The following is a 16,407-nucleotide window of genomic DNA, read 5'->3' as shown; positions in this document are numbered from 1 at the left end:
TTAATTTTCCTCCAATAAATATTAATTTTTTAAATCAATTTTATTAACATGCCAAATTTCTTCAGCATATTTTGCTATAGTATTGTCACTTGAAAAAATACCAGAGTTAGCTACATTTACTATACTCATTTCTTGCCACTTTTTCTTATTTACGTAAAGATCATTTATTTTATTTTGGGCCTTTACGTAAGCATCAAAATCTTTTAATACGAAATATTCGTCGTTATTGAATAAAAGACTATCATATATTGCATTAAATTCATAATTAGATACATCTAAAAATCCATTTGTGAGCTGGGTTAAGATTTTATTGACTCTTGGATCGCTGTTAAAAATATCTCTTGAATGATAGTTTTTATTTTTATAGAATTCAATTACTTCTTTTGCTGTCAAACCAAATATAACTATATTATCGTCTCCAACGGCTTCTCTTATCTCAACATTTGCACCATCTAAGGTAGCTATTGTAATGGCTCCATTCATCATGAATTTCATGTTTCCCGTACCAGACGCTTCTTTGGAAGCTGTTGAAATCTGTTCACTTACATCTGCAGCAGGTATAAGATTTTGGGCTAAGGATACACCATAGTTTTCAAGAAATACTACCTTTATTTTATCATTTATGCTCCTATCATTATTTATCTTGTTTGCAGCAGTATTTATTAATTTTATAACTTGCTTTGCCAAGAAGTATCCAGGAGAAGCTTTTGCAGCAAAGATAAATGTTCTAGGAACAATGTCTAAGTTTGGATTTTCCTTTAATCTATTATATAAATCCAAGATATTGAATACATTTAAAACTTGTCTTTTGTAAGCATGAAGCCTTTTTGCTTGTACATCAAATATCGAATCAGGATCAACATTTAAATCATATTTTTCTTTAATAAAGTTTGACAGACGTATTTTGTTATCTTTTTTAATACATGCAAATTTATTTTGAATTGAGCTGTCATGAGCAAACTTTTCAAGATCCTTTAATTTTAGAGGATGCTTAATCCAATCAGAACCTATTGATCCGGTTATTAAATTAGATAGTTTAGGATTAGATTGAATAAGCCATCTTCTGTGTGTTATACCATTAGTTTTATTGTTGAATTTTTCAGGATAAAATTCATAAAAACTTTTTAATTCTTGTTTTTTGAGTATTTCAGTGTGAAGTTTTGCAACTCCATTTACTGAATGGCTGCCAACTATGGAGAGGTATGCCATACGTACATTGTTGTTAGATATTATGGACATTTCATTTACTTTAGCTTGGTTTCCATTGTACCTGTCAAAAACTTCAGAACAAAATCTTCTGTTTATTTCCTCTATAATCATATAAATTCTAGGAAGAAGTTTTTTAAACATATCTACAGGCCATTTTTCTAGAGCTTCAGCTAAAATAGTGTGATTAGTATAAGCCATGACATTAGTAGTTATTTTCCATGCTTCATCCCAAGGCATTGATTTTTCATCGACCAATAATCTCATTAATTCTGCAATGGCAACAGAAGGATGAGTATCATTTATGTGTATGGCTATATACTTATCTAATTCATTTAGGGGAAGTTTCATTTTTTCATATCTTCTGAGTATACTTTGAAGCCCTGCACTTACAAAAAAGTATTCTTGCTTTAATCTTAAAAGTTTTCCTTTTTCAGTTGAATCATTTGGATATAGTACTTGAGTTATGGATTCAACTGAATATTTATATTCGACAGCCTTTAAATAGTCACCATTACTAAATGAAGAAAAGTCAAAATCCTTATCAACTGTTTCTGCACTCCAAAGCCTTAAGTTATTTACCATGTTATTATGATAACCAACTACTGGTATATCATATGGGACTGCAAGTATAGGTTCATAATTTTCATGTACAGCTTTAAGTTTTCCATTTTCATTAATAAGATTTACATTTCCTCCAAACTTAACTATAACGGATTTTTCGGTTTTTCTTGTCTCCCACACATAGCCATTTTTAAGCCAATTGTCTGGTACTTCTATTTGATAACCATCCTTTATTTTTTGTTCAAAAAGTCCATATTTATATCTTATGCCGCATCCATGTCCGGGGATTCCGATAGATGCCATTGAATCTAAAAAACAAGCAGCTAATCTACCAAGTCCGCCATTACCAAGACCGGCATCTAGTTCGACAGATAAAACTTCATTAAAATCTATTCCAAGTTCTGAAAGAGCTTCTTCGCATACATCTTTTATTCCAAGATTTATAAGATTATTTTCAAGAAGTCTTCCTATTAAAAATTCCATTGAAAAATAATAAACTTGTTTTTGCTTTTTATTTAAATAATATTTATTTGTATCCTTGAACCCCTTTGAAGCATAGTCTTTAACTAAGCTGCTTAGGGCTTCAAAATAGTGATATTTGTTGGATTCATCTATATCTTCCGCAAACATGTTTGTTAATTTTTGCTTAAAGTTATTCTGGATAAATTCCTTATCTAAGGACATGTTAATCACCTCTAAATACTATATTAGTGTCTTGTATAGATCAATATAAGTTTTTGCAGAATTTTCCCAACTATTATTTTCAAGCATTGCCCTTTTCATAATATCAGACCAAGCTTTTTTATTTTCATATATTTTTACAGCATATTTTATTGCATTTAACATTTCATGAGCATCATAATTTGCAAAGGAAAAACCGTTACCTTCCCCAGTATATTCATTATAAGGGATTATTGTATCCTTAAGCCCACCTGTCTCCCTTACTATTGGTATTGTGCCGTATCTTAAAGAAATTAATTGACCAATTCCACAAGGTTCAAAGAGAGACGGCATAAGAAACATATCAGAGCCTGCATATATTTTAGAAGCAAGATCATCATCAAATTTTATGTTAGCTGAAAGTTTCGAAGGATAAATGTGAGAAAAGTACTGAAACAAGTCCTGATAATTTTCATCACCACTGCCGAGAACTACCAGCTGAATATCCATGGCAAGTAATTCTTGAATAATAGAAGCAACTAGGTCAAGTCCCTTTTGTTTAACAAGTCTTGTAACCATAGCGATTACTGGAACACTTTTATTTTCAGGCAAGTTTAATATTTTTTGAAGTCTTGTCTTATTTCTTATTTTCTCATAAACATTTGATGTATTGTATCTATAGTATATATGCTTATCCTTACTAGGATCAAAGATTTCATAGTCAATTCCATTTACAATTCCATGAAGTTTATAACTTTTGCTATTGAGCAGACCATCTAATGTTTCACCGTAAAAAGGAGTTTTTATTTCTTCTGCATATGATCTACTTACAGTAGTTATTATATCTGAAAAGTTGATTCCTGCCTTCATAAATGAAATTGCATCATAGTATTTAAGTGCTCCCTCATTGAAATATTCATCTCCAAGGCAAAGTAACTCACTTAGTATTTCTTTAGGAAAAACACCTTGATATTTTAAATTGTGGATTGAGAAAATAGTCTTAACATTGGTATACTCATTATTTTTTTTATAATGTTCGTTTAATAATACAGGAATCATTCCAGTATGCCAATCATTACAATGTATTATGTCAGGGAAAAAATTTCCCATGTATCTCATGGATTCCAAAACAGCTCTTGAAAAAAATGAAAATCTTTCACCATCATCAAAAAATCCATAAAGTTTATTTCTTTTAAAATAGTATTCATTATCTATAAAGTAAAATGGAACATCGTTAAAATCATAACATTCTAATCCACAATATTTTTGTCTCCAGCCCACAGGTACAGTAAAATCAGCAATATGCTGCATTCTTGATTTAAAATTTGAAGGTATTTGTAGATATTTAGGAAGTATAACTCTAGCGTCAACTCCTAATTTCCTTAGTGCTTTAGGCAGTGAATAAGCTACGTCACCAAGACCACCCGTTTTTGCAAAAGGATGAGCCTCTGATGCTGCAAATAAAATTTTCTCCATATTGTTACCCCCCAGTTTGGATATGATTTGTTATCTAATAAGAATTTAAAATACTATTTTTTTCTACAACTACTGGAAATTCTGATGTACCTTGAATTTTTACATTTTTGCCAATAAAAACATCTTTATCAAGTATAACATTATTCAAATAAGCACCGCTTTCTACTTTTGAATTTTGAAATATTATAGAATTTTTTATTGCAGCACCTTCCTCAACATGAACTTGTCTTGATATAACACTATTTTCAATGTTTCCTTCAATAATACAGCCATTAGCTACTAGTGAATTGCTTACAGAAGAATTTTCAACATATTTTGTGGAAGGTTCATTTTTAGGTTTAGTATATATAGAACCATTTTTATTAAAAAGTTCATACAGCACTTCAGAATTTAGCATATCTATATTAGCATGGTAATATTGATTTATTGAATTAATAGATCGTAAATACCCATCAAATTCATAGGTATTTACATTGTATTTATCTATATTTAAATATATAAATTCATACAAAGTTGTACAATTTGATTTAATGAATTCATATAAAAATTTAATTAATAATTCCTTTTTCATAATCAATATATCCATACAAATATTAGCTTCAGTATGAAAACCAATATTTTTTTGTATTTTTGATATATTACCTTTATCATCTATATTTAGGATATGGCATCCATGCATATAGTTATATGCATTTTTTATATTTTTATAGACAATTGTTATGTCTTTTTGGGATTTTTCATGATCCATTATGACTTTAGCAATATCAATATTACATATCATATGAGATTTAGCTAAAACAACATTTTTTTGCTTACTCATGGAAAGGTACTCCACAAAGTTCTTTAATAAATTTTCATTTTGGCGGTGATTATGTTTAGAATAAGAACTAAATATAAATAATCCATCTGAATTTCTAGATAAATCCCAGGCACGTCCAGTACCAAGATGATCAGCTAAGGAACGAGAATCATTTGGTGAAAAGATACCAACGTTTCGTATCCCAGAATTTACTACATTTGAAAGAATAAAATCAATAATACGGTATCGACCATAAATTGGTATAGATGCCAGAGGCCTATTTTTAGTTAAACTTCTAATATCTTCTTGATTTTCATTTAACATTAACATTGACATATATGAATTTTTTATCATATTATCACCCCATTATATAGCTATAGAATTTAAGCCTATTTCCTTATCTTCACCAATAAGTACAATTTTATTTGAATCAGCTATTATATTGTTTTGTCTTATAATACAATTGTTACCTATTATTGCTCTATCTATTATTACATTACTTTCAATTGTTACATTTGGTAAAATTACAGAATCAGTTATTCTTGAATTTTTATCAACATGAACACCCGGAAATAAAACAGAATTAAATACATCGCCTAATATTACACATCCATCGGAAATCATTGAATTTTCTACTTTAACACCACTGCCTATGTATTGAGGTGGTAGAGTAGAATTATTGGAATAAATTTTCCAATCTTCTTCATATAAATTAAGTTTATTATCTTCCTTTAATAAATCCATGTTAGCTTCCCAATAACTTTGAATTGTACCAACATCCTTCCAGTACCCTTTGAAAGAATATGCAAATAATTTTTTATTATTCTTAAGTAAAGCAGGTATTACATCTTTACCAAAGTCATTGCTGGAGTAAGAATTATTTTCATCTTGCTTTAAAAATTCCTTTATCATTTTCCAATTGAAAATATATATTCCCATGGAGGCCATGTTGTTTTTAGGCTCTTTAGGTTTTTCTTCAAATTCAACTATACGATTGTGTTCATCAGTATTCATAATTCCAAATCGACTAGCCTCTTCAAAAGGTACTTCTATAACTGCTATAGTTGCATCTGCATTTTTTTGTTTGTGATAATTTAACATAGCAGAATAATCCATCTTGTATATATGATCACCAGATAAAACAGCTATATATTCAGGCTCATAATAGTCTACAAAATTTATATTTTGATATATAGCATCGGCAGTACCACTGTACCAATTCATCCCTGACTGACTAACATGGGGTGGAAGAATTGTAACTCCTCCATTCATTGTATCGAGATCCCACGGACTGCCTATGCCTATATGGTTACTTAAAATTAGAGGCTGATATTGTGTTAATATTCCAACAGTATCAATACCAGAGTGTGTACAATTACTTAGAGTGAAATCAATAATTCTATATTTTCCTCCAAAAGGTACAGCTGGCTTTGCATTATATTTTGTCAAGTCCTTTAATCGAGAGCCTTGTCCGCCTGCCAGTATCATTGCAATAATTTCTTTTTTTATCAATAGAAACCCCTCCCTTTAATAACCTTTTTGTTTTAAGATGTATTTCATTTAACTGCGTAAGATTTTTAGTAATTAATAATTTTGTTGGTTTTTTAGTAGTTTCTAGTATAGGTTTAATAAAAATAGTTGATAATGCTGGTAGCTTTATCCTTATACAAAAAGGTCTGTCATTCCATTTTTCCATAATTGGATGAATGATATTATTATTTAAATTATTTGAACCGCCATAAATACTATTGCTGCTGTTGAAAAGTTCCTCATAGTTAATAAATCTTGGAACACCAATTTTAAAATCTTCATATGGCTTAAAACTAAAATTACATATGACAATAATAAAGTTATTTTTGCTAAATCCCTGCCTTATAAAAGAAATTATACATTGGTTATTATTTGAAGCATCTATCCAGTTAAATCCATCAAAACTGTAATCCTGCTCCCATAAGGCACTTTCATCTTTATACAGGTGATTTAAATCTTTAACGTATTTTTGCATCTTTGAATGCATTGGATACGATAATAAGTTCCAATCAAGTTCTGAATTGAATTTCCACTCATCAAATTGTGCAAATTCATTTCCCATAAAGTTCAGTTTTTTACCTGGATGAGTCATCATATAACCAAAGAAGGCTCTTAATCCTGAAAATTTGTCTTCATAGTTTCCCGGCATCTTGTTTAAAATAGACTTTTTACCGTAGACAACTTCGTCATGTGATATTGGCAGTATAAAATTTTCTGAGAAAGCATACATTAGTGAAAAAGTAATTAGATTATGATTATATTTTCTGCCATTTTCATCAAGCTCCATATATCTTAAAATATCATTCATCCAACCCATATTCCATTTATAATTGAAACCTAATCCACCGTCGTAATCTGGACGTGTAACCATTGGCCAAGCTGTTGATTCTTCTGCAATAACTAAAGCATCTGGAAAATGCTCAAATATGGCTTTGTTTAATTTCCTTAAAAATTCAACTGCTTCAAGATTTTCAATGCCACCATATTTATTTTTTAAATTTGGATTATCCTGTTTTCCATAATTTAAATAGAGCATATTTGCTACTGCATCAACTCGTATGCCATCTATGTGATATGTTTCAAACCAAAACAAAGCATTGGATATTAGAAAATTTCTCACTTGTGTTTTACCTAAGTCGAAATTAGCAGTTCCCCAACCGTAATTTTCTCTTAGGTCAGTATTTTGATATTCATAAAGATAAGAACCATCAAACTTATACAACCCATGTGAATCTTTGCAAAAATGACCTGGAACCCAATCCATAATAACCCCTATACCATTTTGATGAAATTTATCTACAAAATATTTAAAATCAGAGGGGGTACCGAAACGACTAGTTAAGGAATAGTATCCTGTTGTTTGATATCCCCAAGAGCCATCAAATGGATGTTCTGCAATAGGAAGTAATTCTACATGAGTATACCCCATGTCCAATATATAAGGGATGAGAAGATCAGCTATTTCTCTATAAGAGTAAAAATTTTTTTTAGCATTTAACTTCCAAGAACTTAAATGTACTTCATATATATTTAATGGAGAAGAAAATGTATTTTTTTTAGATTTCTCTTCAAACCACTTTTTATCATTCCATACATAATTACCCACAACATTTGTAACAATTGAAGCAGTATTAGGTCTAAGCTCTGAATAAAAAGCATAAGGATCCGATTTGAAAATGGATTTACCCTCAGATGTTAAAATTTCATATTTGTATAGATCTCCTTCTTTAATGCCTTCTATAAAAAGATTCCAAAAACCAGTATCAGATTGTTTTTTCATGACATGATTTTTACCATCCCAGTTATTAAAATCACCAACAACGCTTACTTTTAAGGCATTAGGTGCCCAAACTCTAAATATGGTTCCTGAAGTCTCCTTAAGTTTTATGAATCTACTTCCCAAGAATCTGTATGCTCTAAAGTTATCCCAATTGTTAAATAAATATGTTTCATAATAATTTACGTCTAAATTTAACATAATTAAGCTTCTCCTTATAAAGAATTGTAAACTACAAATGGTTTTACCATACTATACTAATTATTAAATAAAATTCATAGTGAAATAATATTTACGCATGTGTTAAATAATACATATCCTTGATATAATTGTCAATGTATTATTAAAACTATTAATTAAATTTAAACGAACTATTTTATAAATATTATTTTAAATAAGTGAATCTTTGAATATAATGAACTAAGTATGTTAGATAGTTGATTGTATTATATATTTATTTATTATATAGAATTTTATACTACAATTTATTTTTTTATTTAATGATATTTTTGTTTGAATAATTAAAGTAAGATTATGCTAAAAGTTAATTAATTTTAATAAGAAGTTCCCTATGGGTTTCATTAACATTAATTATATATTATTGATAATAAGTAAAAGTTAACCTGGATATAATTTATAATAACACTATTTCTGATAAAACTAAAGTTAAGTTTTGATTTTAACTTTTACCATGACATACCAAGTATTAAGACATATTATAGAAATTAGGGTTTTTGAATCATATTCATTTAAATCTTGTAGAAGCAGTACAAAATAATTATTAAAATAGATTAAAAAGCTAAAATGCAGCACTTATACTTAATTTAGTTACAGCTTTCATTTTGGATTTAATCCAAATTGTGATATACTTATAGTGCAACGTTGTCATTTGACTGCAGAATTAAAAAGTATAAGTAACTTTTTGAGCCTTAAATTAAGAATGTAAATATAAAAAAGAGAACAATACTACATTTAAATATGATGATAAATATAATATAAGGCATACGATTATGCCTTATATTATATTTATCAATAGAAAATTTCATAGGTATAAAAAATTATAACTATGAAATTTTGAACAAGCAAATTTTAAATCCCTTAAATTTAAAATGTTATAAAAAGGAGAATTAAATGGAGCACATGTTAAATAATAATCAACCAGTTAGTGTAGAACAGGTATATCGTGATATGCGAAATAGAATATTAAAATTAGAATTGAAACCAGGTGAGAAGATTAGTGAAAATCAGATGTGTCAAGAATATGATGCTTCTCGCTTTATCATTCGTAATGTATTTAATCGTTTAAATCAATTGGAATTACTTACTGTATATCCACAGAGGGGGACTTACGTCAGTTTAATTGATTTACACTATATAGAGGATTTGTTAGTTCTGCGATCTGCAGTAGAAAAAGAAGTATTATATGAGATATTTACAAAAATTAAAGAGAGTAACCGCCTGTCATTAATAAAAAAGTTAGAAAGCAATTTAGAAATGCAAGAACATTACCGAAATTTGAAATTATATGATAGAGGTTATATGAAACTAGATTCACAGTTTCATAAAATTATAGTTGATAGTGTAAATCGTTATCGATTGGTGGAAATTTTGGAAAATCCAATGCTTCATATTACTAGGTGGCGTAATGTTGATGTGTCTCTTACTCATAGAATTTCTGAATTGATAGAGGAACATCGGGCAATTGTAAATGCAATTAAAGATAATGACTTAGAAAGAGCTCAACATAGTATAGCAAAGCACTTGAGTAGTATTTCAACACTTGCCGATTTGGCAAAGGAAAAATATCCTGAATATTTTACAAAATAAAAATAATACAATTGAAGTTACTGCATAGGGATTGTAAAAATGCTGTATGGCAGTGTTCAATTTCTATGCTGTTAATAATTGTTAAATTTATTTCTCGGTCTGTAGAAATTTTAGCAAAATATCTGGCCATTTTCTCATATCTAATAATTACTAACATTTTTTACTTTTCATATTTTTTATTCTCATAATCGTATATTACTTTATTTTTACTGGAATTGTACCTTTTTACACTGAAAGCAGCGGTAATAAGTTTTAAACCCACAGCCTCATCGGATAGCTTTAGATTAATTTAATTAAAGATTTTTCGTAAGTGCAGCGGAGAAAAATCCTCCTTCACCATCAATTGTCCTATGTACTCTGTTTTTATGTCTTTTGTCCCCTGAAAATATTATTTTAATATAAATTTATTGGATCCGTTTACAAATGAAAAATAATATGTTATTATGTAATTGTTAACTTGTTAACAAGTTAACTAGAGGTCTAGATAACTAGCTATCTAGTTGGTAAATCAGCAATAGAATTGATTTCCAAAAGTTATTTATAGGAGAAAGGAGGAATCCTTTATCATGTATACACTAGGCATTGATATAGGTTCAACAACATCAAAATGTGTAATTTTAAAAGATGGAAAAGATATCGCTGCTTCTTCAATTGTTATTGCAGGAACAGGTACAGATGGACCGGATAAGGCAAGGAAAGAAGTATTGAAAAATTCTGGACTTACGCAAGAGGATTTAAGTTATGTGGTAGTAACTGGATATGGAAGGTCTATGTATACCGATGCTGATGCTGAAATCAGTGAATTAAGTTGTCATGCTTTGGGAGTACAGCATATATTTCCTGACGTAAGAACAATTATTGATATTGGTGGACAAGATGCAAAAGTATTAAGCCTAAACGAAAAAGGTAGAATGGTTAATTTTTTAATGAATGATAAATGTGCAGCAGGTACAGGTAGATTTTTAGATGTTATGGCTGGAATTTTACAGCTGGATATTAATGATTTAGAAGTTAAGGCAGCAGAGGCAACAGAGCCAGCTAAAATTTCAAGTACATGTACGGTATTTGCAGAATCAGAGGTAATATCCCAACTTGCATCTGGCGTGGAATTAAATAACCTAGTTGCTGGAATTTGTAGTTCCGTAGCTAGTAGAGTTGCTTCTTTAGCTAAGCGTATTGGGATTAAAGAAAAAGTATGTATGAGCGGCGGTGTAGCACGTAATGGTGGGGTTAGAAATGCACTGTCAAAAGAATTAGATGCAGAAATTTTTTATTCACCTTCCGCTCAATTAATGGGTGCACTTGGTGCAGCATTAGCTGCTTACAATAAAGTGAATTAGAAAAGGAGGATTTTAAAAATGGGTGATGAAAAGAAAAAAGCAAAAAGAACTGTAGATCCTAATTCAGCTGCTTATAAGCTGAACCAGATCGTTGTGAAACATTACAAAGAAGTACAGGAGGCAAAAGATAAGGGCGAAAAAATTGGATGGTGTGCTAGTAATTTTCCACAGGAAATTTTTCAAACACTTGGTATTAAAGTTTGCTATCCAGAAAATCAAGCAGCAGCGATTGCAGCTAGAGGTGCTGGTGAAAGATTATGTTCCGAATCAGAATCCGATGGATATTCAAATGACATTTGTGCTTATGCAAGAATAAGCTTAGCTTACATGAAATTAAAAGATGTTAAGGAACAAAATATGCCGCAGCCAGATTTCGTATTATGCTGCAACAATATCTGCAACTGTATGATTAAATGGTATGAAAACATTGCTAAAGAGTTGAATATACCACTTATTTTAATTGATATTCCTTTCAATCCAGATTATGAAGTGTCCGATGCTCAGATTGCATATGTAAAGGGTCAATTTTTAGCTGCAATTAAACAATTAGAAGAAATTACCGGTAAAAAGTGGAGCGATGAGAAGTTTAAAGAGGTTATGAAAATTTCTAATCGTACATCTAGAGCATGGCTTGAAGCTACTAGCTATACAAAATATAAGCCTTCACCATTAAATGGTTTTGATTTATTAAATCATATGGCAGTAGCAGTATGTGCTAGAGGAACTGTAGATGCAGCAGAAGCATTTGAAACTTTATTGGAAGAGTACAAAAAGGCAGTTAAAGAGGGCACTAGTACATTTCATGCAGAAGAAAAATATAGAATTATGTTTGAAGGAATTGCTTGCTGGCCGCATCTTCGTGTAACATCCAAGGGATTAAAATCCAGAGGTATGAATATGGTAGCAACAATTTATGCAGATGCATTTGGATTCATATATGATGATTTTGATGGTCTGATAAGGGCATACTGCAGAGTTCCTAATTCAATAAATTTGGAACTTGCTCGTGATAAAAGAGTTGCACTAGTTAAAAAGTGCAGTGCTAAAGGTCTATTAGTACATACAAATAGATCCTGTAAGCTTTGGAGTGGATTTATGTATGAAATGAGCCGTCAAATTGGAGAGGAATGTGAAATTCCTGTTGTATCATTTGATGGAGATCAAGCTGATCCACGTAACTTCTCAGAAGCACAATATGAAACTCGTGTACAAGGATTAGCTGAGATTATGGAAGCAAATAAGGAGGGGAAATAAAATGGCTGCATTGAATGAATTATTAACAAAATTTCATGATATTGCTGCAAATCCGGATAAGCAGCTCAAATCTTATATTAAAGAGGGTAAAAAGGTAGTTATCTGTGCACCTGTATATACACCAGAAGAAATTATCCATTCTATGGGGATTGTTCCTATGGGAGTATGGGGTGCAGATATTGAAATAAAAGAAGCAAAGAAGTATTTTCCTGCATTTATCTGTAGTATTCTACAATCCATTTTGGAATTAGGAATTACAGGTGCGTATAAGGGTGTATCTGCTATTGTTGTTCCTTCTCTTTGTGATTCATTAAAATGTCTTGGACAAAATTGGAAGTACGCTGTAAAAGATGTTCCATTTATTCCAATGACTTATCCACAAAACAGAGCAAATGAAGTTGGAAGAAAATTCACAAGAGCTGAATATGAAAAAGTTATAAAAGAACTTGAAAAAGCAACAGGAGCAGCTTTTTCTGAAGAAGCATTACAAAAATCTATTGAAGTGTACAATGCACACAATAATGCAATGAGAAAGATTAGTGATTTATTAATTAAGTATCCTAATATAACAGCTTCACAAAGAAGTGACATATTTAAAAGTGCATATTTTGTTACAAAAGAAGAACATACTAAGTTGTTAAACAAATTAATAGATGCATTAAAAGAAAGCAAGCCTGTAGAAAGTAAAAAAATCAAAGTTGTTACATCAGGAATTTTGGCTGATAGCAAAAACTTATTAAAGATTTTAGATGACAATAATATGCAGATAGTTGCTGATGATATTGCACATGAATCCCGTCAGTATAGAGTAGATGCTAAACCTCAAGCATCATCATTAGATTCTCTAAGTCAAAAGTTTTCAGAAATGGACAATTGCTCTGTGTTATATGATGTCGATAAAAAGCGAGCTGATTATATTGTAGATTTGGTAAAACGTACAGGTGCACAAGGTGTGATTATTTTTATGACAAAATTCTGTGATCCAGAAGAATTTGATTATGTTTTCGTAAAAAGAGCTCTTGATGCAGCAGATATCCCAAGTACTATGATTGAAGTTGACAGACAGATGGTTAATTATGAACAAGCTAAAACAATAATTCAAACTTTTGGAGAAATGATTGGTTAGTATTTTACTCATGAAATGTGTTTGTTAAGTGACAAACGGAATGTTTATAGCCGCTTGTAGTATAGTATTTATATCAATTAGAAAAGGAAGAACTGATGTATGAAATTAAAAAATATAACAATAGGACAAGTTTTATTGGATAAGCTGGAAACTATGGCAGATGAAAATGCAATAGAGTATGAAAATGTATTTTATACATGGAAAGAACTAGATGAAACTTCCAATAAATTTGCAATTAAATTTCTAGATTGCGGAATTGAATATAATAGTCATGTTGCTATTTGGAGTACTAATACTCCTAACTGGATAATTACTTATTTAGCGCTGGCTAAAGTTGGAGCTATTTCTGTATTGATTAATCCTAATTATAAAGAAAGAGAGCTAAGTCAAATTCTTGAATATTCAGATGTACAATATGTATGCTATGGAGATTTTTGCAAAAATGAAAATCACAAAGATGTTGTCGCTAGTTTAAAGGAGAAAAACATAGAAAAAATAAAGAAGTATATATATATAGGACAAAATAAGTCTAGTAAATGCGGCGAAACTCAAGCTTTAGAAAAGTTAACCTTATCTGATATGGAAAGGCTAAGAGAAGCGGAGAGAAAAGTTACACCGCAGGATATTGCAAGTATGGTATTTACATCTGGTACAACATCTATGCCTAAGGGTGTAATGCTTACTCATTATCAACTCATGAATACATCCAGAGAAGCTGCAGAACAAATGGGGTGGACTAAAGAAGATAGAATGTGTATAGCATTACCTATGTTCCACTGTTTTGGATTAAGTGTTAGTTTTTTTGCAAGCTTGCATAAAGGATTTTGTATGTATTTATTACCAGGATTTCATACATCGTACGTTCTAAAATGTATTGATCAATACAGGATTACTATATTAAATGGAGTTCCAACTATGTTCTTAGCTCTCTTAAGTAATTCGGAAAGAAAAAAATATGATTTGTCATCTCTGAAGTCGGGGATCATTGCCGGTTCTACAGTTTTTAAAGAGGATTATTTAAAGATATGTAGAGAACTCAATTTTGAAAAATTACAGCAGTCTTATGGACAAACAGAAGCATCACCAAGTATTACTTTTAACGGCTATAATGATCCCCTTGATATTAAATGCGTTTCTGTTGGAAAAGTGCTTCCCAATGTAGAACTTAAAATTGTAAGCACAGGAGAAGACAAACATGAATTAAAACCTTATGAAACTGGAGAAATCATCATTAAAGGATACAATGTAATGCAGGGCTATTATAAAAGACCTGATCAAAACTTAAAAAAACTTAAGGACGGATGGCTTTATACAGATGATATAGGGTATGTAGATAATGATGGAAACCTTTATGTTACAGGAAGAAAACAAGAAATTATAATACGTTCTGGGGAGAACATCTCACCAAAGGAAATTGAGGATGTTATTATAAAATATCCTAATATTCTTCAAGTAAAGGTATTTGGAATACCAGCACCTGTTGTACAAGAAGAAATAGCTGCATGTATTGTTAGTGATGATGCGGAAATGCAGATCAATAATTTAGAAGAATATTTAGAAAAATACTTAGCTAATTATAAAATTCCAAAATATATTTACAACCTTGAGAAGTTTCCACTAAATTCTAATGGAAAAGTTAATGTGAAGCAGTTAAAGGAAGAAATTCAACTAAGAATAGGTAAGGAGGAAAATTTATGATTTTAACAGAACAGCATGAGTTAATTAGAAAATTGGCAAGAGATTTTGCAGAAAAAGAATTGACATCAGATATTTTGGATGAAGTTGAAGCAACAGGAGAATTCCCAGAAGAAATTTTACAGAAGATGGCGAAAGCTGGTTTCTTTGGAATAAAGGTTCCAAAGGAATTAGGAGGTGCAGGAGCAGATACACGTGCATATGTAATTGTAATGGAAGAAGTTACAAGAGTTAGTGGTGCTGCCAGCCTCTATGTTTCAACTCCAAATTCTCTTTCAGGAGGACCATTATTATTATCTGGAAATGACGAACAGAAAGAAAAATATTTAAGACCTGTTATAACAGGAAAAAAGAAGCTTTCATTTGCACTTACAGAACCAGGAGCAGGATCTGATGCAGGTGGACTTACTACAACAGCAGTAAGAAAAGGAGATTATTACATATTAAATGGTCGTAAGACATTTATTACAATGGCACCTCTAGCAGATTACGCTGTAATATATGCAAAAACAGACATGAGCAAGGGGACAAGAGGAATTTCTGCTTTTATCGTTGATATGAAACAGGAAGGTGTATCTTGTGGTAAACCAGAAGCTAAGATGGGTATCATTGGATGTGCTACTAGCGATATCATTCTAGAAAATGTCAAAATACACAAGAGCAATCTTTTAGGAGAAGAAAATCAAGGATTTATAAATGCCATGAAAACTCTTGATGTAGGACGTATTGGTGTAGCAGCCCAAGCAATTGGTATAGCACAGGCAGCTCTAGATGAATCTATAAAGTATGCTAAGGAAAGAAAACAATTTGGAAGAAGAATTGGAGATTTTCAGGCTATAGGTTTTATGATTGCAGATATGGCAACCAAGTTAAAGGCTGCCAAAGAATTAGTTTATGATGCTGCTTATTTGAAAGATACAAATAAAGATGCATCTATGGCTTCTTCTATGGCTAAATATTATGCAGCAGAAGTTTGTAATGAAATTTGTGCTAAAGCTGTTCAGATTCATGGTGGATATGGATTTATAAAAGATTATAAAGTAGAACGTTTATATAGAGACTGCAGAGTATTTACTATTTATGAAGGAACCTCACAGGTACAACAGATAGTAATTTCTAGAAAGCTATTAAAAAAGTAGGAAGGAGAGTTGTA

The 16,407-nt window shown here is 30.6% G+C and carries 11 protein-coding genes; 6 read left to right on the top strand and 5 right to left on the bottom strand.

The window, feature by feature from the left end:
- Window positions 1-21: 21 nt before the first annotated feature.
- The 5 genes from EBB51_RS07865 to glgB are packed head-to-tail and all read right to left on the bottom strand — an operon-like array spanning window position 22 to window position 8,213.
- Complete coding sequence (locus EBB51_RS07865) at window positions 22-2,454, bottom strand: glycogen/starch/alpha-glucan phosphorylase (protein WP_123053961.1); 2,433 nt, start codon at window positions 2,452-2,454, stop codon at window positions 22-24.
- Window positions 2,455-2,472: 18 nt separating this feature from the next.
- Window positions 2,473-3,906, bottom strand: a complete 1,434-nt coding sequence (gene glgA, locus EBB51_RS07860; protein ID WP_123053960.1) for a glycogen synthase GlgA — start codon at window positions 3,904-3,906, stop codon at window positions 2,473-2,475.
- A gap of 34 nt (window positions 3,907-3,940) precedes the next feature.
- Window positions 3,941-5,059 carry a glucose-1-phosphate adenylyltransferase subunit GlgD gene (gene glgD / locus EBB51_RS07855; protein WP_123053959.1) on the bottom strand — a complete coding sequence of 373 codons (1,119 nt, stop codon included), beginning with the start codon at window positions 5,057-5,059 and terminating at the stop codon, window positions 3,941-3,943.
- Between the two features lie 12 nt (window positions 5,060-5,071).
- Entirely contained in the window at window positions 5,072-6,217 is a 1,146-nt protein-coding gene (locus tag EBB51_RS07850; RefSeq protein ID WP_123053958.1) for a glucose-1-phosphate adenylyltransferase, read from the bottom strand.
- The gene (glgB, locus tag EBB51_RS07845; RefSeq protein WP_123053957.1) at window positions 6,141-8,213 is read right to left on the bottom strand and encodes a 1,4-alpha-glucan branching protein GlgB; all 2,073 of its coding nucleotides are present in this window, start codon (window positions 8,211-8,213) and stop codon (window positions 6,141-6,143) included. The genes EBB51_RS07850 and glgB overlap by 77 nt, the downstream gene beginning before the upstream one ends.
- Before the next feature lie 930 nt (window positions 8,214-9,143).
- On the opposite strand from glgB, the gene EBB51_RS07840 reads away from it, so the two are divergent.
- The 6 genes from EBB51_RS07840 to EBB51_RS07815 all read left to right on the top strand — a co-directional run bounded on the left by EBB51_RS07840 (window position 9,144) and on the right by EBB51_RS07815 (window position 16,393).
- A complete protein-coding gene (locus EBB51_RS07840) occupies window positions 9,144-9,839 on the top strand; it encodes a GntR family transcriptional regulator (RefSeq protein WP_123053956.1) in 696 nt (231 codons plus the stop codon).
- Between the two features lie 566 nt (window positions 9,840-10,405).
- Window positions 10,406-11,179: an acyl-CoA dehydratase activase gene (locus tag EBB51_RS07835; protein WP_123053955.1), complete on the top strand. Its 774-nt coding sequence runs from the start codon at window positions 10,406-10,408 to the stop codon at window positions 11,177-11,179.
- Between the two features lie 18 nt (window positions 11,180-11,197).
- Window positions 11,198-12,433 (top strand): 2-hydroxyacyl-CoA dehydratase, encoded by a 1,236-nt coding sequence (locus EBB51_RS07830; protein WP_123053954.1) that lies wholly within the window; start codon window positions 11,198-11,200, stop codon window positions 12,431-12,433.
- Window position 12,434: 1 nt separating this feature from the next.
- Complete coding sequence (locus EBB51_RS07825) at window positions 12,435-13,559, top strand: 2-hydroxyacyl-CoA dehydratase family protein (RefSeq protein ID WP_123053953.1); 1,125 nt, start codon at window positions 12,435-12,437, stop codon at window positions 13,557-13,559.
- Between the two features lie 99 nt (window positions 13,560-13,658).
- Window positions 13,659-15,257 carry an AMP-binding protein gene (locus EBB51_RS07820; protein ID WP_123053952.1) on the top strand — a complete coding sequence of 533 codons (1,599 nt, stop codon included), beginning with the start codon at window positions 13,659-13,661 and terminating at the stop codon, window positions 15,255-15,257.
- Window positions 15,254-16,393, top strand: coding sequence for an acyl-CoA dehydrogenase family protein (locus tag EBB51_RS07815; protein WP_123053951.1), 1,140 nt, complete (start codon window positions 15,254-15,256; stop codon window positions 16,391-16,393). Before EBB51_RS07820 ends, EBB51_RS07815 begins: the two co-directional genes overlap by 4 nt.
- The last annotated feature ends 14 nt before the right edge of the window (window positions 16,394-16,407 follow it).

The organism is Clostridium sp. JN-1, from assembly GCF_003718715.1.
Classification (GTDB): Bacteria; Bacillota; Clostridia; order Clostridiales; family Clostridiaceae; genus Clostridium_AV.
Note: the sequence above shows the minus strand (reverse complement) of the source record. Positions and strands in the feature narration are given on the sequence as shown.

Excerpts from the sequence above, each read along its gene's own strand:
- EBB51_RS07865 (WP_123053961.1), bottom strand. The coding sequence starts at position 2,454 with ATGTCCTTAGATAAGGAATTTATCCAGAATAACTTTAAGCAAAAATTA.
- glgA (WP_123053960.1), bottom strand. The coding sequence starts at position 3,906 with ATGGAGAAAATTTTATTTGCAGCATCAGAGGCTCATCCTTTTGCAAAA.
- glgD (WP_123053959.1), bottom strand. The coding sequence starts at position 5,059 with ATGATAAAAAATTCATATATGTCAATGTTAATGTTAAATGAAAATCAA.
- glgB (WP_123053957.1), bottom strand. The coding sequence starts at position 8,213 with ATGTTAAATTTAGACGTAAATTATTATGAAACATATTTATTTAACAAT.
- EBB51_RS07840 (WP_123053956.1), top strand. The coding sequence starts at position 9,144 with ATGGAGCACATGTTAAATAATAATCAACCAGTTAGTGTAGAACAGGTA.
- EBB51_RS07835 (WP_123053955.1), top strand. The coding sequence starts at position 10,406 with ATGTATACACTAGGCATTGATATAGGTTCAACAACATCAAAATGTGTA.
- EBB51_RS07830 (WP_123053954.1), top strand. The coding sequence starts at position 11,198 with ATGGGTGATGAAAAGAAAAAAGCAAAAAGAACTGTAGATCCTAATTCA.
- EBB51_RS07825 (WP_123053953.1), top strand. The coding sequence starts at position 12,435 with ATGGCTGCATTGAATGAATTATTAACAAAATTTCATGATATTGCTGCA.
- EBB51_RS07820 (WP_123053952.1), top strand. The coding sequence starts at position 13,659 with ATGAAATTAAAAAATATAACAATAGGACAAGTTTTATTGGATAAGCTG.
- EBB51_RS07815 (WP_123053951.1), top strand. The coding sequence starts at position 15,254 with ATGATTTTAACAGAACAGCATGAGTTAATTAGAAAATTGGCAAGAGAT.